This window comes from Sporomusaceae bacterium, assembly GCA_031460455.1.
In the GTDB taxonomy this organism is placed as follows: Bacteria; Bacillota; Negativicutes; order Sporomusales; family UBA7701; genus Anaeroselena.
On sequence record JAVKTQ010000004.1, the window covers coordinates 1 to 18,856 of the forward strand.

The window sequence follows — 18,856 nt, forward strand, 5'->3', positions numbered from 1 at the left end:
TCGACTTGCATGTGTTAAGCACGCCGCCAGCGTTCGTCCTGAGCCAGGATCAAACTCTCCAAAAAATTTATTCTTGGAGCCTTTGATGGCTCTTTTGAAACATGTTTGTGTTTTTGACTACACTTCCGAAGAAGCGCAGCCCGCACATCTGGCTTAATTACCTACATTGTTCAGTTTTCAAGGAACACTCCGGTCGCTGCTGAGAGCGACCTCGTTCCGGCGCTTGACCGGAACTCTATGTTAACATAACCTTGACGGCGCTGTCAACATTCAGTTTTTGGAAACCTTGTCGCTGCTTGCCTTGCCTGGTCTTTTACACCAGCTCCGCTTGCGGCGACTTTGTTATATTAACACGTCCCGGAGGGCGGTGTCAATAGGTATTTCCCGGTAAAAACCGCCGCAATCACTTATGCGGCGCAGAAGTTATAATATCACAGCAGCGGCCGATTGTCAACCCGCCCGCAGGGCGGTGCTGAGCCCGTGGAACAGATACAGGCCGCTTGCCCACATAATTATCGCCGACACCTTGTTCAGGAGCCGCAAAACGGCGCCTGAGCCGTCGAGAACGCGCGTCAGCCGGCCGGCCACCGCCAGCAGCGCGAACCATAGCCATGACACCAGCACGCAGGCGAGGGTGAACGCAGCCAGGGCGTTACCGCCGTAAGCAAGCGAGCTTGTACCGATGACGCCGATGGTATCTAAAATGGCATGCGGGTTGAGGAGCGAGACGGACAGGGCGAATACCACCTGCCGTCTGACCGGCCAGGTCTCGCTCTCGGTTGCGACCTCGGCGGCGACCGCGCTCGTCCACGTCACCCAGCCCATGTAGGCGAGGAAGAGGACGCCGGCGCCCAAGAGCGCCAGTCTGAGCCAGATGAAGCTGAGCACCGCCACCGAGACGCCGAGCACGGCCAGGAGGATCAGCAGTGTGTCGCAGAGCGCGGCGGTGACGACCACCGGCACTGTCCTGCCCAGTTTCTCCTGGCAGACCCCCTGGTTGAACACAAAGACGTTCTGCACGCCGAGGGGCAGGATAAGCCCCAGCGCCAGAATGAAACCGTGGATGAAAGCTATTGCAGTATCCAACTTATCTCCTTTGATGACAGAAATAAAATGAAGCAGACCCTGCGGTCTGCTTCGTTGACGGTAAAATTCAATCCCGCTGGGGACGCATATGGGGGAAGAGGATTACGTCGCGGATGGAGTAATTATCGGTAAAGAACATCACCAGCCGGTCGACGCCGATGCCCAGTCCGCCTGTGGGCGGCATGCCGAACTCGAGCGCGGTGACATAGTCGTCGTCCATCATGTGGGCCTCGTCGTCCCCCGACTCGCGCTGGGCCACCTGGCCGAGGAAGCGCTCCTTCTGGTCGATGGGATCGTTGAGCTCGGAGAAGCCGTTGGCAATCTCACGGGCGAATATGAAGGCCTCGAAACGGTCGGTGATATCGGGGTTGTCCTTGTTGCGCTTGGCGAGAGGCGAAATCTCGGTGGGATGGCCAGTGACAAAGGTCGGCTGGATGAGATGCTTCTCGGCCACTTCCTCGAACACGTTGTTAAGAATGCCGCCGATGCCCTGCTTGGCCTCGTACCTAACCCCCAGCTTGTCGGCGATCGCCCGCGCCTCGGCCACCGTTTTGACGGCGGCGAAATCCACGCCGGCGTATTTTTTTATGGCCTCGGTCATGGAGATCCGCGGCCACGGCGGGGTGAGGTCGATCTCCTGGTCCTGATATGTAATCTTGGTGGTGCCCAGCACCTCGCGGGCGACATGGGCGATAACCTGCTCGGTAAGGGCCATTATGTCGTTATAGTCGGCAAAGGCCTGGTACGATTCGAGCAGGGTGAATTCGGGGTTGTGCTTGATGGAAATGCCCTCATTGCGGAAAACGCGGTTGATCTCGTAAACCTTTTCAAAGCCGCCGACGATCAAACGTTTTAGGTATAACTCGGGGGCGATCCGCATGTAGAGACGCATGTCGAGCGCGTTGTGGTGGGTGATAAAGGGCCGCGCCGCCGCGCCGCCGGCGATGGGATGCATCATCGGGGTCTCGACCTCGAGGTACCCCTGGGCGTCGAAGTAATGCCTAAGCGCCTGGATTACCCTGCTGCGGGCGACGAACGTGTCGCGGACTTCGGGGTTGACGATCAGATCGAGGTACCGCTGACGGTAGCGGGTTTCCACGTCCTTGAGGCCGTGCCATTTCTCCGGCAGCGGCCGCAGCGACTTGGCGAGGATTTCGAAGCTCGTCACCTTGACGCTGATTTCGCCCTTCTGAGTGCGGAATACTTCGCCCTCGACGCCGATGATGTCGCCGATATCGAGCAGGCCGAAGTTCTCGTAAGCTGCGTCGCCGATGGTATCCTGACGGAAATAAAGCTGGACGCGCCCGGACATGTCCATCAGATGGGCAAAGCTGGCCTTGCCATGACCGCGCACGGCCACAACCCGCCCGGCCAGGCGGACCGTCTGGCCCTCCAGCTTGTCGAAGTCGGCGATGATTTCCTTGGCATGATGGCTAAAATTATATTTGCGGCCAAACGGCTCGATGCCACGAGCCGCGATGGCCGCCAATTTCTCGCGCCGTACGCGTAATAGTTCATTCAATTCTTCGCCGGTCAAAGCGACCTGCTCGCGGTTGTCAGTCATAAAAGCATCCCCTCAGGCAGGAACCCTAAGCCCCTTTGATGTCGACTATCTCGTATTTCAGCGACCCTGCCGGCACGTTAACTTCCACGACGCTGCCGACTTTGCGGCCGAGGATGGCCTCGCCCACGGGCGATTCGTTGGAAATGCGGCTCTCGGTCGGATCGGCCTCCGCCGAGCCGACGATGGTGTACTCCAGCTCGTCGCCGAACTCGAGATCCTTGAGCACGACCGTGGAACCGATCGTCACAACATCGGCGCTGATCTCGTCCTCGTCGATAAGCTTGGCGTTGCGGAGCATCTTCTCGAGGGTGAGAATTTCGCCCTCGATGAACGCCTGCTCGTTTTTGGCATCCTCATACTCGGAGTTCTCGCTGATATCGCCGAATTCAATCGCCTGCTTAATCCTTTCGGCAACGTCGCGACGGCGCACCGACTTCAGGTGGTCCAACTTCTGCTCTATCTTTTTCAGCCCTTCAGCGGTAAGGATAATCTGCTTTTCCGGCATTCTTTTGCTCCCCTTCTTATCCGTGGATTGCGTCCTAACCTGTATTTATATTATTCGTCTGACCGGATAGTTGCACCCCGGCCGAGCCAGGCAATATAAATAGTGTCAAGCGAACAACTTGACACTTGTTTCTATAAGGATGTTACCCCCTCATTGGCATTTATTATAGGCGCAAAACCACCATTTGTCAACGCTTTCTAACAGATTCCCTCCTTCGGCAGGGCAGATCTCGCCCTGATCTTCTCCTTGACGTTTTCAATCTCCTCGGGAGTCACAGCCCGTTCAAAGCTGCGGAAGCCGGCCAGACGAAAGCCGTGCTTGGCCGCCAACTGCTCGATAGTCTCGATCTGCTTCACCGTCAGGTCGCGCCCGAGGCTAAAATTTTCGTACCGTTTTTCAAGCGCCAGAATCATCGTCTCGGCCATACAGGCATAAGCCGTCCGGGGCGGAAAGCCGAAATTGAGGCCAAAATCAACCTCGCCGGGAATCTCTACCACGCCGCCCTCGATCACCAGTACATCGTCGCGCGCTTCGAGTACGGCGCGGGACACATTGCGGGGCCTGGCGACGTCGCATACGATCGCCCCCGTCTTGAGATCCTCGGGCTCGATGAGGGTATCGACGGCGCTCGTGACGGCGATGACAATATCTGCCGCCTTGAGTGCCCCCTTAGTATTCGCCGTAACCTTCGCGGCTAATCCTGTCGTTCGGAATATTTGCCCGGCAATTTTCTCCAGTTTGGCCTCATTGCGGGCGACCAGCGTCAGGTAGCGGACCTCCCGCGCCAGTATCTGCGCGCAGGCTGCGCCGATCGACCCGGTGGCGCCCAGCACGACGACATTGGCCCGCTCCATGTTGATGCCGAGTATTTTGGCAGCCTGGCGGGTCCCTTGAAGGGCGGTGGCCACGGTGTAGCTGTTGCCGGACGTCACGGCGATGTTGAGATTCTTGGCGATGGTGATGCCGCCGTCGCCGACCACCGACGTGAAGGCTCCCAGGCCGACAATCTTCGCGCCCAGTCTCTCGGCGACCTTGCCGGCCTTGATTATCTTCCTTATCACATACTCCTCAGGCATCTCGACCATCTGGCGCGAGGTAAGCGGGCAGCCCACAAACCAGCCCTCGGTCTGGTTATGGGACGAATTTACCCCGTTGATATGGGACACCTTGAAGGGAGGGATATACTTCATCAACCCCTCGATAAAACCGTCCGACCAATTCTTGGCAAAAGGGAATTTGCGGCAGAAATCGCGGGCGGTGATGGGATGGACGATAAAAGCGAACTTTTCCAATGCTTAATACCTCCTACTCATTCAACGCTTTAATCCGCGGTTCGATGTTCATCTCTTCGAGCAGCAGGCCATACTGATCGGCGGTCATCTCTTCCGGGCGCTTGCCGGCGATGGCGATCAGCACCGCCTCGAGCACATTGGTCCCGAACGACCGGCCGCCCATCTCCGGGGTCGTAGTCACCAGCGTCGCGACCCCGCTCCCCCGCAGCAGTTCCTCATCAGCCTGAGTTACCGTGTTGGTGATGATCGTCTTGGCGGTCAGGTCGGGCGGCATATAGCGCCGGATAAAGTGGAAATCGCCGGCCACGACGTCGGCTTCCCGAAAGTAACTGCCATACCGGGGGCGCGACTCGTTCTGCCGCTCGCCGGTAGGATAAAACACACTGGTAGGCAACAGCGTTATCAGCGGAGCGACCACACGGGCCAGGCGATCGAGGGCCCACAGCGTGTGCAGGGGAAACGGCAGCCCCAGGCCGTACATCAGGTCGCCGAACACCGTCCGCGCGCCCGCCTCCGCCAGCGCCTCGGCCAGGCCGAAACGGTCGACGGCGCACACCACCAGCACCTTCCTGCCGGCAAAACTCATGGCGTGCTTCTTCTCCAAAAAGCGGACGACGCGGCGTTCCAGGGTATTCTTGATGCCGCTGCCGTCGACGACGGGCGTAATGCGGGCGGCGGCTGCGATGCGGGCCGTATCGCGGAAAGTATAGCGCCGCGACCCGGCGTAGATATACAGATCGGTGCCGCCCAGGCCGAAGGCGTCCACCTTGCCGTCCAGGGCGCGGATCAGCGCGATGGCCCGATCCTTGTCGCCGTCGGTACCGATGCGTTCGATCAGAAAGCTCTCGCCGCCAAACTCCCTCACCACCTGGTGGTCGCGCTTGGCGGAGCCCAGGCTGATGCTGACGATCCTTTTCATGGCGGGCCTCCTGGCTAGAAATGCAGTTGGCGGATGATGGCGCGTATCGATTCCGGTTTTACGTACTTATCTTCGTTGATAGGCGATTCGCCGATCTGCACACCGATAACATCCTTGTCCAGCAGCGCTTCGATAAGCTTGATACGCATATTGGAACAGATGATAATGACGAGGTCGTACGAGCGGAGCGTGCCGATAATCTCCATGATCGTATTGAAAAGCTCCACACCGCTTTTGCTCTCGACGAAATCCCAGCGCTCCTTCTCGGACAGGAGCAGACAGTAGTCCACACCCTCCTGCCTGGCCATCGCCGCCAGTTCGTCGCAATTCTTGATTGGAAAACCGATGAGCGCGATGCGGCCGCCCTTGCGGACCTCGCCCAGCGTCTCCAGGCGCGAAATTACCGTGCGGTCGATGCCGACCCTGTTGGCGATTTCCTGCTGCGAGAGACCGCGGACGCGCATCTCGAGCACTTCATCAATCACCTTATGTATTTTCTGCGGGTTGATGATCTTGTCGCCAATACGCCGGAGCATAACATTCGCTCCCCCATATTATATGTGCACAATCTTGTGTACATACTCATTTTAGCATTTTTTTTTGCCAACGACAAGCGTTTTTCCCAATTAATTCCATTTAGCCCCAGGGGTCGACGGGGAACCTGCCGATCACCCGTTTACCTGTTTCGACCCGCAGACGGGTGTCGTCGTGGCTCATGCCTTTTTTAAGACCCTGGAGCACCCTGAGGTCGCGCTGCATCGTGATCCCCAGTTCGCCGGTAAGGTGCGACATCGTCCGCCGTCTGGCGTCGGACAGCGAGCGGCCGAAGGACTTGCCGGCGGCGACATTGTCGACGAACTCCTTCGCCAGGTAAAACTGGGCGAGGTTGGTCATCTGATTGCCGCAGGCGCCCGTCCCTGTGCGGCCGATAATCTCCGGCAGCGCAAAACGCAGGCCCAACTCGACCGACTGCTTCAGCTCGGCCGTCTCCCTGGCAAGCGAATCGAGCAGCGTGCGGGGCGTGCACAGCCCGTACGTGCGCAGGGCGCGGATGACGCCATGCTCGATGGTATGCGCCTGCTCCTGACTGACGAGGCCGCCGAGGTTGGCGCAAACGCTGACCTCTTTGCCTGTCTCGATATCGGCCCCGTATATCGTCACCGGGATATCCGTCGGGTCGCGGAACTCGGTAAATCCGCCTGCCGGCAGCCACCCCGCCCCCGATATGGCCGGATACTCGCGGCGCATCGCCCTGAGATCGACAGCCTCCACATCCGGCGAAGCGACAAGACCGCCCGCCGCCTTGAGGGTGTGCCAGCGGGCATGCCCCCGCCCCTCCAGCGTCGCCGTCAGCACGGGCAGCTCCCCGCCGGCGGCGTCCACGGTCGTGTGCGTCCCGATATTCATAACCCTGGCCGCCACCCCGACCGGGTATAGCCCGCCGTCCTCGGCCACCCACGGGCAGACCAGCACATCCCGTCCCGCTCCCGCCCGGAACAGCGGCTCGCCGCCCTGTTCGAGCAGAAACACGCCGGTTACGCGTCCGCCGCCCGGCCGCGGCATAACCCCGTTCGCCACAGGCAAAATCGGCATCATTCGCCGTCCCTCCCTTCCCGGCGGCTGCTCAAAGCCGCCAGAATGCGGGCGAAATCCCCGCGGCTCTCCGCCTGGTTCAGTCTCAGGCGTATCTCCGCCGCCCGCGGCAGCCCCTTGGTGTACCAGGCGGCGTGGCGGCGCATCTCCCTAATGGCGATATGCTCGCCCTTATGCCCGATCAGCATCTCCAGATGGCGGGCAAGCACCTCCAGGCGCTCGGCCAGCGACGGCGGCGGCAGCAGCCCGCCGCCCGCCAGGTAGTGGCCGATCTGGCGGAAAAGCCACGGATTGCCCTGGGCAGCCCGCCCCACCATCACCGCGTCGCAGCCGGTGTAAGCCAGCAGCCGCGCCGCGTCCTGGGGGGTGCGGACATCGCCGTTGCCGATCACCGGAATGCTCACCCGCTCCTTGACGCGGCGGATAATATCCCAGTCGGCCGTCCCGGAGTAGAACTGCTCGCGGGTCCGGCCGTGGACGGCGATGGCCGCTACCCCGGCCTGCTCGGCGAGCGCGGCGATCTCCACCGCGTTCGCCGACGCCTCGTCCCAGCCCTTGCGGATCTTCACCGTCACCGGCACCGCCACAGCGTCCACCACCGCGGCCAGGATATCCCCGGCCAGCTCCGGCCGGCGCATCAGGGCCGAGCCCTCGCCGTTCTTCACGATCTTCGGCGTCGGACAGCCCATATTGATATCGACGATATCGGCGCCGGCGCGCGCGACGATACGGGCCGCGGCGGCCATCGGGCCCGGTTCCGAGCCAAAAATCTGCACCGCCACCGGCCGTTCCCGGTCGTCGATCCGCAGCATGTCCAGCGTATGACAGTTATTGTGCAGCAAGCCCTTGTCGCTCACCATCTCCGAGTAAAGCAGGCTGCAGCCCATCTCTTTCGCCAGCAGCCTAAAAGGCAGGTCGGTAACGCCGGCCATGGGGGCCAGCGCCACCGCCGGCTCGGCGACGGCAACCGCGCCGATCAGCATGTAATCACTCCTGTTCTCTATCCGGGGGAACACCCGCTATTATTAACACAATTCGCAGCAAACAAACGTAATTCCTCCGGCGCAACGAAAAGCCCCCGCCCGGTAAGGACGGGGGACCGGAAACAGCAGCGGATTGGAGGCCGTTTAGAAGTGCCCAGATGCAAGACGCATCGGAAGAGCGCGCCGCGACGCGTACTCGGAATGTACGCTAGCAAGCGCTCTGAGGAGCAACGCCGCAGATGGGCGCTTATCAACGGCCGACGACGGAATTCCGGTTATAAATGATGCGGAGGCCCTCCAGCGTCAGAAAATGATCGACATGCTTGATCTTCGAAGATTCCTGGGCGATAAGGTTGGCCAACCCGCCGGTGGCGACAACCTCCGCCGGCCCGCCCAGCTCGAGCTCCATGCGGCGGACGATCTCGTCCACCTGGCCGACGAAGCCGAAGATTATCCCCGACTGCATACTCGACACCGTGTTGCGGCAGATAACCGTCCGCGGTTTGGCCAGCTCAATCCTGGGCAGCTTGGCGGCCCGCTGGAAAAGCGCCTCGGTGGAGATGCCGATGCCGGGGGCGATGGCGCCGCCCAGATAGTCGCCGCCCTTGTCGACGACGCAGAAGGTGGTCGCGGTGCCAAAGTCGACGATAATTATCGGTCCGCCATATTTCTCGAAAGCGGCGATGGCGTTCACGATGCGGTCGGCGCCCACCTCCCGCGGGTTTTCGTACTTGATGACCATGCCTGTCTTGATGCCGGGGCCGACCACCAGCGGGTCGACGCCGAAATAGCGCTGCGTCATGCGCGTCAGCGGCGCCATCAGCGGCGGCACGACGGACGAGATTATCGCCGCGCCGATGGCGTCCAGACTTATACCGCGATGGTCGAAAAGATTCTTCACCAGCACGCCGTACTCGTCGGCCGTCTTCAGGCGGTCGGTCGATATCCGCCAGTGATGGAGCAGCTCGTCGCCGTCATAGACCCCGAGAACTATATTGGTATTGCCAACGTCGAAAACCAACAGCATTTAAATCTCCCCTTGCTATCTGTGTCGGCCGTTGATAAAACCCGGCCTCGATGTGAACCGTTTTATATTTATCAACATTTATCAACAGCCGTCACTAGCGGCTTTTATGTTCCACCGTCAAAATATACCCCGCCCTCGCCAGCGCCCTTTTCACCCTGGCGCCGACATAAGCGGCGATCACCGTCTTGACGATATCGTACGGCAGGAAAGGCGCCACTGTCAGCATTGCCGCCTTTTCCCACGTCATAGGCTTATTCAAAAAGAAGGTGAAGTTGGCCATAAATCCGAGCATCCCTATGGCATAGGCGACCAACAGCCCCAGCATCATAAACGCGAATGTACGGCTCACACCGTCAGCGGCGCGTTCGGTCAGCCGGCCGACAAGGTAGGCGCACACCATGAACCCGAACAGGAACCCGCCGGTCGGACCGAGCAGCACCGCAGCCCCGGCCTTGCCCTGGGCGAACACCGGCAAACCGAACACCCCCAGCAGCACCCAGACGAGTACGCTCACCGCCCCCCACCGGCCGCCGAGCACCAGCCCGGCGAGCAGCACGAACGGCACCTGCAGCGTATGGGGCACCGGGCTCGGCGGCAAAACGATGGAGACCTGTGAACTGATGGCGATGAGGGCGGCGAACAGCCCGGCGAGAATCATATTGCGAATCGGCATCTTAGCTTGCTCCTCCCTCTGCGGGTCTGATCGATACATCGCCGGCCAGCACCCTCTCCACCCGGTCGGCGGTCCTCACCAGCAGCGCCCCGTCGGCGTCGATGTCGACCGCCATCCCGGAGAACCGCTGGCCGATACCGATCACGTCCACCGCCCGGCCGAGCGTCAGCGACTCGCGGCGCCACTCGTCGAGAACAGGCGCGAACCCGTGGTCGAGCGTCTGCTCGTACACCCGCTCCAGCTCCTCGAGGACGGCCATGAAGATATCCAGCCGGGACAAGGGCCGCCCGGCGGCCAGGGACAGCGAGGTGGCCAGGTCGCGGAGCTCCGGGGGAAAATCGTCGGCGCCGATATTCACGTTAACGCCGATGCCGATGACGATATGGTTGATGGCGTCCATCTCCGCCGACATCTCGGTGAGAATGCCCACCAGCTTCTTGCCGTTATAAAGGATATCGTTCGGCCACTTTATGCCGCAGGCCACGCCCGTCGTCCGGCGGATGGCGCGGCACACGGCCACGGCGGCCAGCAGCGTGCACTTTGGGGCGTCCTGGGGATTGAACGGCGGCCTGAGCACGATCGAAAACCACACCCCGCGCGCGAACGGCGAAAACCAGCCGCGCGACAACCGCCCCCGCCCGACCGACTGCTCCTCGGCCACCACGATCTGGCCCTCCGGGCAGCCGGCGACAGCCAGCGCCTTAGCCTCATTGTTGGTCGATTCGACCCGCCGGAAATAGGCGACCGGCCTCCCCAGGCGCCGGGTAGTCAGCCTGGCCTCGATCTCGGCCGGCAGCAGCAGATCGGGGGTCCGGCACAGACGGTACCCCAGGCGGGGGTGGGCTTCGATATCGTAGCCGTCCTGCTTGAGGGCCCGGATATGCTTCCAGATCGCCGTCCGCGACACGGCCAGCCGGCGGGAAACCTCCTCGCCCGACACATAGCGGCCCGACTCCCCGCGCAGCATTTGCAGTATCTCTCCGCGCACCAAACCAACCTCCCGGGAATTGTTATCTATATTATATGGAATAGTTAACAATTCGTCAAGTTAGGCCGTCCCAACGGCCTAAAGAGAATATCGAGCCCCCTCAGCGGATCTCGCCGTGCTTCTCCGCGTCCTTGACCTCGGCGATGCGGTTGGCGTCGTCGAGAAACACCACCGTCGGCTTGAAAGCCTTCGCCTCCTTGTCGTCGATAACCGCGTAAGTGATAATAATAACCTTGTCGCCGGGCTGAACCAGCCGCGCGGCAGCGCCGTTCAGGCACACAACCCCCGAGCCGCGCGGCCCCGGGATGGCGTACGTCTCCAGCCGCGCGCCGTTGTTGTTGTTGACCACCTGGACCTTCTCGTTGACACAGATTTCGGCGGCGTCCAGCAGGTCCTCGTCGATGGTGATGCTGCCCACGTAGTTGAGATTTGCTTCGGTTACGGTTGCCCGGTGCAGCTTCGATTTGAATACGGTGCGGAACATGATTATCCCTCCCACAGCAGATTATCGATAAGTCTCGTCTTGCCGATCCGCACGGCCAGCGCCACCAGCGCCGGCCCGGCGACCGTGTCCAGCTCCTCGAGGGTGGCCGGATCGCTCACGGAAACATAGTCGCAGGCGGCCAACGGCTCGCCGCCGATAAATTCCAACATTTCCCGGCGGATGGCCGCAGCGTCGCGCTGCCCGGCCCTGAGCCGCTCCGCCGCCAGCCGGATGGCCCGATTGAGCACGATGGCCGCCTGTCGCTCGGCAGGATTTAGGTACACATTGCGCGAAGAGAGTGCCAGACCGTCGGCCTCCCTGACGATCGGCACGGTGGCGATGCGCGTGTTCATGCTCAGATCGGCCGCCATCCGCCTGACGACCACGACCTGCTGGGCGTCCTTCTGGCCGAAATAAGCCACATCGGGCTCGACAATGTTGAACAATTTGGCGACCACCGTCGCCACGCCGCGGAAATGTCCCGGCCGCTTCGCCCCGCAGAGGCGCTCGGTGATATCCTTCACCTCGACGAAGGTGAGCATGCCGGCCGGTCCCTGCGGATACATCTCCTCGACCGGCGGCGCGAACACCGCGTCCACCCCGGCGGAAGCGGCCAGACTCGCGTCCCGCTCCAGATCGCGCGGATAAACGGCATAATCCTCGCTGGGCCCGAACTGCAAAGGATTGACGAAAATACTGGCGATGACCAGCCCGTGGGCGGCCCGCGCCGTGCGCATCAGCGTCAGATGTCCCTCATGCAGAAACCCCATCGTCGGCACCAGCCCGACGGTCTTGCCCGCCGCCCTGGCCTGCCGCACCAGCGCCCTTATATCGGCCACCCTTGTCACGATCTCCATTCCAAACCCTCCCCACTGGAAAATAAAAAAGCTTCCCGGCAAAAGACAGGAAGGCTCAAAAAAACCTTGCTCCGGTCCTCGCCGTCTCAGTCCCTGCGGATCAAAGCGGTCTAAACCCAAGTATGTATTCGGTTGAGAGGCCGCCACGGAGGTACGGCTCCCGGCGAGGGATGCCGCCCGTTATCCGGCGATCTTCAAGGATAACTTAACCACGACTATAATAGCATCTTTTCGTTACATATACAAGCACGGAGGAAAGAAAATGACCGTAAAAATACTCGTGGCCGACGACGAGGCCAGCATCCGCGAAGTCGTCCAGCTCTACCTCGAACGCGAAGGCTTCATCGTCCACACCGCCGCCGACGGCGACGCCGCCCTTGAGCTCGAAGCCGAAACCCGGCCCGACCTCCTGATCCTCGACATCATGCTGCCCGGCCGCACCGGCTGGGAGATATGCCGCGCCCTCACCCGCCGCGTCCCCGTCATCTTTCTCACCGCCAAAAGCACCGAAGCCGACAAAATCACCGGCTTCTCCCTCGGCGCCGACGACTATGTCACCAAACCCTTCAGCCCCCGCGAACTGGTGGCCAGAGTCAAGGCGGTGCTCAGGCGCAGCGGCCTCATCTTCGCCGACGGCGACGAACTTAGCTTCCCCGGCCTCGCCATCCGTCCCGCCACCCAGGCGGTCGAAAAAGGCGGCCGGTCGATCGCCCTGTCCCCCAAGGAATTCGACCTCCTCCTCTTCCTGGCGCGCCACCCCCGCATCGTCTTCACCCGCGAGCAGCTCCTCACCAACGTGTGGGGCTACGGCTTCGAAGGCGACGACCGCACCGTCGACGCCACCGTCAAAAGGCTGCGCCATAAAATCGCCGACAAAGACAACACCTTCATCCATACCGTGTGGGGCACCGGCTACAAATTCGAGGTGACCGCGCCATGATCCGCTCGATCTTCAGCCGTCTTTTCATCTCCCATATCGTCGTCATCCTCCTCGTCACCGTCACCCTCGGCGCCCTCATGGCCTATCTCGTCCGCGAGCACGTCATCGAGACCAAGCGCATCGAGATGCTTGCCAAAAGTCAGGCCGTAGCCGCCGTCGTCAACCGCGCGCTCAACAACGGCCGCCTGCCCGACCGTCTCGAAGTCATGGGCGAGCTGCTCGGCGCCCAGATCTGGGTCGTCGACCAACGGGGCAATATACTCGCCGGCAACCCGCCGCCCCGCTGGAACCGACCTTTCCCCGAAAACTCGCCGCGCATCGACGCCCTGTTCGCCGGCGCGCCCCAGTCCTGGATCCGCAGCGGCCGCGACCAGACCGACCCCTCGATCGTCGTCGCCGTTCCCCTCGCCTCTCCCTATCCCGCCGCCGTCTTCTTCTACACCCCCATCACCGGCGTCAACCAGGCCATCGGGGCCATCGACCGCCTGCTCCTCCTCTCCCTGTTCTTCGGCACCGCTGCCGCTATCCTGTTCTCCCTGCTCATATCGCGCACCCTCACCCGGCCCCTCGCCGACATCAGCCACGCCGCCGCCCGCTTCGCCGCCGGCGACTACGCCAGCCGCACCGGCGCCACCGGCGGCGACGAAATCGGCGGCCTCGGCCGGACCTTCAACACCATGGCCGAATCGCTCGCCAAAGTCGAATACAACCGGCGCGAATTCCTCGCCACCGTCTCCCACGAGCTCAAAACACCGGTCACCTCCATCCAGGCCCTCGCCGAAGCCCTCGCCGACGGCGTCGCGACGGAGCCCGAGCACCAGCAGCGCTACCTCGCCACCATCGTCGGCGAAAGCCAGCGCATCGACCGCCTTATCCGCGACCTCCTCGACCTGGCGCAGCTTGAGGCCGGCGAACTGTCCATCGTCCCCGAAAAAACCGACCTCGTCGCCTTTCTGGGCCGCGAAACCGCCAAATACGACCACCTGCTCGCCGAAAAGGACCTCACCCTCCGCGTCGCAGCCCCTGCCGCCGTCCCGCCCGTGCTGGCCGACCCCGGCTGGCTGGCGCAGATAATTGCCAACCTTGTCTCCAACGCCGCCCGCCATTCGCCCGCCGGCGAAACCATCGTCATAACCGTGCAGCCCACCGCCGGCAAAGTCGCCGTCGCCGTCAGCGATTGCGGCCCAGGCATCCCGCCTGAGGACCAGCCCCACATCTGGGAGCGCTTCTACCGGGTCGACAAATCGCGGGCCCGCAGCGGCGGCGGCACCGGCCTGGGACTCGCGATAACCAAGCGCCTCGTCCAGGCCATGAACGGCGAAATAACCCTGGAAAGCACGGTAGGCCAGGGGGCGAAATTCACCTTCACTCTTCCGGTTTCGGGTGCGTAGAAAGTCCATCTGCTGCGTTGCTCCTCAAAGCGCTGGCTTGCGTACATCCCGAGTACGCGGCGCGGCGCGCTTTTCCGGTGCGCCTTGCATCTGGAGCTTTCTACACACCCTTCTCCCCTCAGATTTTCCCTGTCATACATTTGTCATACTCGAAGTCTATAATAACCTCAAACAGCCGCTTCAGGCTGCAGAGATATAGATTCGGAGGTATGACAAATGAGACTGGTCAGCAAAAAGACAATTGCCATCTTCGTCCTCGGGGCGTTCGTGCTTGCCGGCGCAGCCCTCTCCCCCCTCGCCCAGGCCGCCGAAGCCGAAAAAGCCCGTCCGGCGCACGAAAAGCGTCAGCACGACCCCGACAAGGCCGCCCAGCGGCTTGCGGAAACTTACGGCATCAGCAAAGATACCATCCTCACCCGCGTCAGCGGCGGAGCCAGCTTCCGCGACATCCACCGCGCAGCCTTCCTGGCAAAGGCCAGCGGCAAAACCTTCGACGAGGTGCTCGACCTCAAAACAGGCGACAACACCTGGAAGGATGTCGCCAAAAACCTCGGCGTAACCAAAGAACAGACCAAAGCCGCCTTCCACGCCCTGTCGGCCGACAGGCTCAACGCCAAGCTCGGCCTTGACCGCACCACCGTCCTCGGCCTCCTGGAGCAAGGCTACAAAACCCGCGACATCGCCGTGGCCGGCCTCCTGGCCGAGAACGCCGACAAAACCCCGGCCAGCGTCCTGGAAATGAAGAAAATCAACAACACTTGGCGGGATGTCGCCGGCTCGCTGGGAGTCAGCGACGAGACGCTCAAGCAGGATATGCTCAAACTCAGGCAAGCCTTCGGTCACGGCAACCGCCACCACCGCGGCAAGTGAATAAGCAACAAATAAGAGAAGACCGTCGCTCCGTGTGCGACGGCTTTTTCTTGTTAAACGACAGAAACCCTTCGGCCGTTATTTTCGTTTCCTGGAATGTGCGCGGCCTATCAACGGCCGCCTACAGTTTCGGCACCTTTATCGTCGAAACCATCAGCCACGACAAAATCAGCAGAATAAACGCTTGCCCCGTCGCCGGCAGCAGCGGCGCGAAATACGCGCACGCCGCGAGGACAGGCCCGGCCACCGTTATCGGCAGGCCGACGAAGTGGCCCCTGACGCCGGACACGCTGAAGCGGGCCAGGCGGAGCGCCCCGCAGACCGGGAAAACGGTCGCCAGTACATAGCCGCTCCAGCCGATGTCGGCGAAGACCAGTTGGTAGGCGATCAGCGCCGGCGCCACCCCAAACGAGACCAGGTCGGCCAGAGAATCGAGCTGCTTGCCGAATTCGCTGGCGACGTTCAGCCGCCGCGCCACCCGGCCGTCGAGGCTGTCGAACAGCGCCGCGCCGAACACCAGCGCGACGGCCAGCGCCCATTGCTCGACAAGGGACAGCAAAATAGCCACCAGGCCGGCGGACAGGTTGGTCACCGTCAGGATATTGGGAATCCAGCGACGCGGCATAAAAAACCACCTCAAGCCGCGGAAAGCTCGGCGCCGCCCCCGCGGCTCCCGAGCTTTCCGTAAGATTCACTTCTTTGTGGCCACCCTGGCCATAAACTTCGCGTTGTCGATGATATACCGCTCGTGGCGTCCCTCGCCGACCTTTTCCCGGTCGTCGAAGGCCTCCACGGCAAACGTCAGTTTCTTGCCGGCGAGCTCCACCAGCTCGGCTCTCGCCCGCACGGTCATCCCCACCGGCGTCGCCGCCAGATGGGAGATTTCCACCCGCGTGCCGACCGAGCCCTCGCCGTCGGCGAGATAAGGCTTGAGGGCAGCGATCGCGGCCTGCTCCATAAGGGCCACAAGCAGCGGGGTGGCAAACACGGCCGCCCCCTTGTTGCCGAAGCGCTCGGCGGTATTGTCGGCCGTCACGGTCACAGCCGCTTCACCGGCGGCGCCGACGGTCAGCGCGTTCCCCATACTTCGTCGTCCCCCCGGCGGAAAGTATACACGACCTTCGGACCCGGCTCATCGGCGGGAGTAGGGGTAGCGTTCACGGGAGCGGCCTGGGGCTGATCCTCGGCCGGCTTCTCCTTCTCCTCGATCTTGCCGTTGTCCAGCAGCTGCTGGAGCTCCGAGCCTTCCAGCGTCTCGCGCTCGATCAGCGCGTCGGCGACGATGTGAAGCTTATCCATATTGGTCTTGAGCATCTCTTCCGTCTTGGCGTAGGCATCCTCGATCAGACGGCGGACCTCCTTGTCGATCGAGTAGGCCACCTCTTCGCTGTAGTTGCGGTCGCGGGCGATATCGCGGCCGAGGAATACCTGCTGGTCCTGGCGCCGGCCGAAGGTGATCGGCCCCAGCACCTCGCTCATGCCATACTCGGTGATCATCTTGCGCACCAGCTCGGTGGCCCGCTCCAGGTCGTTCTGGGCCCCGGTGCTGATCTCGTTCAGCACCAGCGCCTCGGCCACCCGGCCGCCCAGCAGCGTCTTGAGCTGGTCGAGCAGTTCGGACCGTGTCGCGTAGTAGCGGTCCTCCTTGGGGAGCATGAGCGTGTAGCCGCCCGCCCGCCCGCGGGGGATGATCGACACCTTATGCACAGGGTCGGTATGGGTCAGCATCATGCCGACCAGGGCGTGCCCGGCCTCATGATACGCGGTGAGTTTCTTCTCCTTGTCGCTGATAACCTTGCTCTTGCGCTCCGGCCCGGCGACCACCCGCTCCACCGACTCCTCCAGCTCGGGCATGTCGATGCGCTTCTTGTTGCGGCGGGCGGCGAGCAGCGCGGCTTCGTTGATCAGATTGCTGAGGTCGGCGCCGGTAAAGCCCGGCGTCCGGCGGGCCAGCACTTCCAGGCTGACATCCTTGGCCAGCGGCTTACCCTTGGTGTGAACCTTGAGGATCTCCTGGCGGCCCTTCACATCCGGCCGGTCGACCACCACCTGGCGGTCGAAGCGTCCCGGCCTGAGGAGGGCGGGGTCGAGAATGTCCGGGCGGTTGGTGGCGGCGATGATGATGATCCCCTCGTTGACGCCGAAACCGTCCATCTCAACCAGCAATTGGTTGAGGGTCTGCTCGCGCTCGTCGTGGCCGCCGCCGAGGCCTGCGCCCCGCTGCCGGCCGACGGCGTCGATCTCGTCGATGAAAACGATGCACGGCGCGTTTTTCTTCGCCTGCTCGAACAGGTCGCGCACCCTCGAGGCGCCCACGCCGACGAACATTTCGACGAAGTCCGAGCCGCTGATGCTGAAAAACGGCACCCCGGACTCGCCGGCCACCGCGCGGGCGAGCAGCGTCTTGCCCGTGCCCGGCGGCCCGACCAGCAGCACCCCTTTGGGGATGCGCGCGCCCAGGTCGTTGAATTTCTTGGGATGCTTCAGAAACTCGACCACTTCCTCGAGCTCCTGCTTGGCCTCGTCGGCGCCGGCGACGTCGGCGAAGGTCACCTTCACCTTATCCTCGCCGTGCAGCTTGGCGCGGCTCTTGCCGAACGACATCACCCGGTTGCCGCCGCCCTGGGTCTGCTGCATGATGAAGAACCAGACCCCGATCAGCAACAGCATCGGCAGCACGGACGAGAAAATAGTCGTCCACCACGGCGGCTGCGGCGGCTGTTCGGCCTTGATATCGACATTCTTCTCCCGCAGGGAGCCGATCAGCGTCGGATCGTTGGGAGTAACCGTGGTAAACTCCGTGCCGTCTTTGAGTTTGCCGCGGACGGTGTTCTCCACTATCGTCACGCGCTCCACCTTTTGTTCTTCGACACTGCGCAAGAACTGGGTGTAACTGATTTCCGTCTTGGTGGTGGTGCGCGAGGAGTAGTAGTCGATTATCGATATGGCGATGATGATGATGAGCAGATAGAAACTGACATTACGGAAAAACTTGTTCAACAACTTAACCCCCTTTCACTGGAGCTGAAGCGAAAAAAGCGATTGTATTCATAGGAGATAATTATATCACAAATAAACTCCAGTGACAATCCAACTCCTGCCTGCGGCCGCAGCCGTCATTATATCCTATGCGCCGCCTAGCTGCCGTAGGCCTCGGGCTTGAGCACGCCCACATACGGCAGGTTGCGGTACTTCTCCGCGAAATCCAGGCCGTAGCCGACCACAAAATCGTCGGGGATGGTGAAGCCGTTGTAATCCACCGGCACATCGACCTTGCGGCGGGAAGGCTTGCTCAGCAGCGTGCAGATCTTCACGCTCGCCGGCTTGCGCGACTTCAGATTCTCGAACAGGTACTTGAGAGTCAGGCCCGAATCGATGATATCCTCGACAATCAGCAGATGCCTGCCAGCCACGTCCTCGTCCAGGTCCTTGACGATCTTCACGACGCCGCTGGAGCTGGTCGAAGCCCCGTAGCTCGACACGGCCATGAAATCGATCGTCACCGGGCGGCTGATGGCCCGCGCCAGGTCGGCCATGAAAATCACCGCGCCGCGCAGTACACCGACCATGAGAATATCCTTGCCGGCATAATCGGCGCTGATCGCCTCGCCCAGTTCCTTGATCCTGGCCGCCAGGGCCTCGGTGCTCACAAGCACCTCTTTTATGTCCTTATCCTGATTCACG

The 18,856-nt window shown here is 61.9% G+C and carries 20 protein-coding genes and 1 rRNA gene; 3 read left to right on the forward strand and 18 right to left on the reverse strand.

The features are described 5' to 3' along the window. The 14 genes from RIN56_08010 to panC form a co-directional block, all read right to left on the reverse strand. Nucleotides 1-65: ribosomal RNA gene (locus RIN56_08010) — 16S ribosomal RNA — on the reverse strand; the annotation flags it as partial. A gap of 385 nt (nt 66-450) precedes the next feature. Next, nucleotides 451-1,086 (reverse strand): LysE family transporter, encoded by a 636-nt coding sequence (locus tag RIN56_08015; GenBank protein ID MDR7866751.1) that lies wholly within the window; start codon nt 1,084-1,086, stop codon nt 451-453. Nucleotides 1,087-1,153: 67 nt separating this feature from the next. Continuing rightward, nucleotides 1,154-2,650 (reverse strand): lysine--tRNA ligase, encoded by a 1,497-nt coding sequence (gene lysS, locus RIN56_08020; protein ID MDR7866752.1) that lies wholly within the window; start codon nt 2,648-2,650, stop codon nt 1,154-1,156. A gap of 25 nt (nt 2,651-2,675) precedes the next feature. After that, nucleotides 2,676-3,155 carry a transcription elongation factor GreA gene (gene greA / locus RIN56_08025; protein ID MDR7866753.1) on the reverse strand — a complete coding sequence of 160 codons (480 nt, stop codon included), beginning with the start codon at nt 3,153-3,155 and terminating at the stop codon, nt 2,676-2,678. A gap of 197 nt (nt 3,156-3,352) precedes the next feature. Next, nucleotides 3,353-4,447 carry a shikimate dehydrogenase gene (locus RIN56_08030; GenBank protein ID MDR7866754.1) on the reverse strand — a complete coding sequence of 365 codons (1,095 nt, stop codon included), beginning with the start codon at nt 4,445-4,447 and terminating at the stop codon, nt 3,353-3,355. A 13-nt stretch (nt 4,448-4,460) separates the two neighbouring features. Then, nucleotides 4,461-5,366, reverse strand: coding sequence for a quinate 5-dehydrogenase (locus RIN56_08035; protein MDR7866755.1), 906 nt, complete (start codon nt 5,364-5,366; stop codon nt 4,461-4,463). Between the two features lie 14 nt (nt 5,367-5,380). Then, the gene (locus RIN56_08040) at nt 5,381-5,902 is read right to left on the reverse strand and encodes a transcriptional regulator (GenBank protein ID MDR7866756.1); all 522 of its coding nucleotides are present in this window, start codon (nt 5,900-5,902) and stop codon (nt 5,381-5,383) included. Between the two features lie 100 nt (nt 5,903-6,002). Next, on the reverse strand, nt 6,003-6,962 hold the full coding sequence (locus RIN56_08045) for a hypothetical protein (GenBank protein MDR7866757.1): 960 nt from the start codon (nt 6,960-6,962) through the stop codon (nt 6,003-6,005). Beyond that, a complete protein-coding gene (gene dusB, locus RIN56_08050) occupies nt 6,959-7,942 on the reverse strand; it encodes a tRNA dihydrouridine synthase DusB (GenBank protein ID MDR7866758.1) in 984 nt (327 codons plus the stop codon). Before dusB ends, RIN56_08045 begins: the two co-directional genes overlap by 4 nt. A 250-nt stretch (nt 7,943-8,192) precedes the next feature. Next, nucleotides 8,193-8,969, reverse strand: coding sequence for a type III pantothenate kinase (locus RIN56_08055; GenBank protein ID MDR7866759.1), 777 nt, complete (start codon nt 8,967-8,969; stop codon nt 8,193-8,195). A gap of 94 nt (nt 8,970-9,063) precedes the next feature. Next, entirely contained in the window at nt 9,064-9,642 is a 579-nt protein-coding gene (locus RIN56_08060; protein MDR7866760.1) for a biotin transporter BioY, read from the reverse strand. Nucleotide 9,643: 1 nt separating this feature from the next. Then, nucleotides 9,644-10,630, reverse strand: coding sequence for a biotin--[acetyl-CoA-carboxylase] ligase (locus RIN56_08065; GenBank protein ID MDR7866761.1), 987 nt, complete (start codon nt 10,628-10,630; stop codon nt 9,644-9,646). Between the two features lie 100 nt (nt 10,631-10,730). Continuing rightward, nucleotides 10,731-11,114, reverse strand: a complete 384-nt coding sequence (locus RIN56_08070) for an aspartate 1-decarboxylase (protein MDR7866762.1) — start codon at nt 11,112-11,114, stop codon at nt 10,731-10,733. Between the two features lie 2 nt (nt 11,115-11,116). Further along, nucleotides 11,117-11,971 carry a pantoate--beta-alanine ligase gene (panC, locus tag RIN56_08075; GenBank protein ID MDR7866763.1) on the reverse strand — a complete coding sequence of 285 codons (855 nt, stop codon included), beginning with the start codon at nt 11,969-11,971 and terminating at the stop codon, nt 11,117-11,119. A 262-nt stretch (nt 11,972-12,233) separates the two neighbouring features. On the opposite strand from panC, the gene RIN56_08080 reads away from it, so the two are divergent. The 3 genes from RIN56_08080 to RIN56_08090 all read left to right on the forward strand — a co-directional run bounded on the left by RIN56_08080 (nt 12,234) and on the right by RIN56_08090 (nt 15,172). Further along, entirely contained in the window at nt 12,234-12,911 is a 678-nt protein-coding gene (locus tag RIN56_08080; GenBank protein ID MDR7866764.1) for a response regulator transcription factor, read from the forward strand. Next, nucleotides 12,908-14,302: a HAMP domain-containing sensor histidine kinase gene (locus RIN56_08085; protein MDR7866765.1), complete on the forward strand. Its 1,395-nt coding sequence runs from the start codon at nt 12,908-12,910 to the stop codon at nt 14,300-14,302. Before RIN56_08080 ends, RIN56_08085 begins: the two co-directional genes overlap by 4 nt. A gap of 216 nt (nt 14,303-14,518) precedes the next feature. Then, nucleotides 14,519-15,172 (forward strand): hypothetical protein, encoded by a 654-nt coding sequence (locus tag RIN56_08090; protein ID MDR7866766.1) that lies wholly within the window; start codon nt 14,519-14,521, stop codon nt 15,170-15,172. 121 nt (nt 15,173-15,293) lie between these two features. On the opposite strand, the gene pssA is transcribed toward RIN56_08090, so the two are convergent. The 4 genes from pssA to hpt form a co-directional block, all read right to left on the reverse strand. Continuing rightward, nucleotides 15,294-15,797, reverse strand: a complete 504-nt coding sequence (gene pssA / locus RIN56_08095) for a CDP-diacylglycerol--serine O-phosphatidyltransferase (protein MDR7866767.1) — start codon at nt 15,795-15,797, stop codon at nt 15,294-15,296. A gap of 66 nt (nt 15,798-15,863) precedes the next feature. Continuing rightward, on the reverse strand, nt 15,864-16,256 hold the full coding sequence (locus tag RIN56_08100) for a thioesterase family protein (protein MDR7866768.1): 393 nt from the start codon (nt 16,254-16,256) through the stop codon (nt 15,864-15,866). Next, the gene (ftsH, locus tag RIN56_08105) at nt 16,241-18,172 is read right to left on the reverse strand and encodes an ATP-dependent zinc metalloprotease FtsH (GenBank protein MDR7866769.1); all 1,932 of its coding nucleotides are present in this window, start codon (nt 18,170-18,172) and stop codon (nt 16,241-16,243) included. Before ftsH ends, RIN56_08100 begins: the two co-directional genes overlap by 16 nt. A 137-nt stretch (nt 18,173-18,309) precedes the next feature. Then, nucleotides 18,310-18,855, reverse strand: a complete 546-nt coding sequence (gene hpt, locus RIN56_08110; GenBank protein ID MDR7866770.1) for a hypoxanthine phosphoribosyltransferase — start codon at nt 18,853-18,855, stop codon at nt 18,310-18,312. Between the last annotated feature and the right edge of the window lies 1 nt (nt 18,856).

What these genes read in the sequence shown, in the direction of transcription:
- lysS (MDR7866752.1), bottom strand. Translation starts at nt 2,650, where the DNA reads ATGACTGACAACCGCGAGCAGGTCGCTTTGACCGGCGAAGAATTGAAT.
- greA (MDR7866753.1), bottom strand. Translation starts at nt 3,155, where the DNA reads ATGCCGGAAAAGCAGATTATCCTTACCGCTGAAGGGCTGAAAAAGATA.
- RIN56_08035 (MDR7866755.1), bottom strand. Translation starts at nt 5,366, where the DNA reads ATGAAAAGGATCGTCAGCATCAGCCTGGGCTCCGCCAAGCGCGACCAC.
- RIN56_08040 (MDR7866756.1), bottom strand. Translation starts at nt 5,902, where the DNA reads ATGCTCCGGCGTATTGGCGACAAGATCATCAACCCGCAGAAAATACAT.
- RIN56_08045 (MDR7866757.1), bottom strand. Translation starts at nt 6,962, where the DNA reads ATGATGCCGATTTTGCCTGTGGCGAACGGGGTTATGCCGCGGCCGGGC.
- dusB (MDR7866758.1), bottom strand. Translation starts at nt 7,942, where the DNA reads ATGCTGATCGGCGCGGTTGCCGTCGCCGAGCCGGCGGTGGCGCTGGCC.
- RIN56_08055 (MDR7866759.1), bottom strand. Translation starts at nt 8,969, where the DNA reads ATGCTGTTGGTTTTCGACGTTGGCAATACCAATATAGTTCTCGGGGTC.
- RIN56_08060 (MDR7866760.1), bottom strand. Translation starts at nt 9,642, where the DNA reads ATGCCGATTCGCAATATGATTCTCGCCGGGCTGTTCGCCGCCCTCATC.
- RIN56_08070 (MDR7866762.1), bottom strand. Translation starts at nt 11,114, where the DNA reads ATGTTCCGCACCGTATTCAAATCGAAGCTGCACCGGGCAACCGTAACC.
- panC (MDR7866763.1), bottom strand. Translation starts at nt 11,971, where the DNA reads ATGGAGATCGTGACAAGGGTGGCCGATATAAGGGCGCTGGTGCGGCAG.
- RIN56_08080 (MDR7866764.1), top strand. Translation starts at nt 12,234, where the DNA reads ATGACCGTAAAAATACTCGTGGCCGACGACGAGGCCAGCATCCGCGAA.
- RIN56_08085 (MDR7866765.1), top strand. Translation starts at nt 12,908, where the DNA reads ATGATCCGCTCGATCTTCAGCCGTCTTTTCATCTCCCATATCGTCGTC.
- RIN56_08090 (MDR7866766.1), top strand. Translation starts at nt 14,519, where the DNA reads ATGAGACTGGTCAGCAAAAAGACAATTGCCATCTTCGTCCTCGGGGCG.
- pssA (MDR7866767.1), bottom strand. Translation starts at nt 15,797, where the DNA reads ATGCCGCGTCGCTGGATTCCCAATATCCTGACGGTGACCAACCTGTCC.
- RIN56_08100 (MDR7866768.1), bottom strand. Translation starts at nt 16,256, where the DNA reads ATGGGGAACGCGCTGACCGTCGGCGCCGCCGGTGAAGCGGCTGTGACC.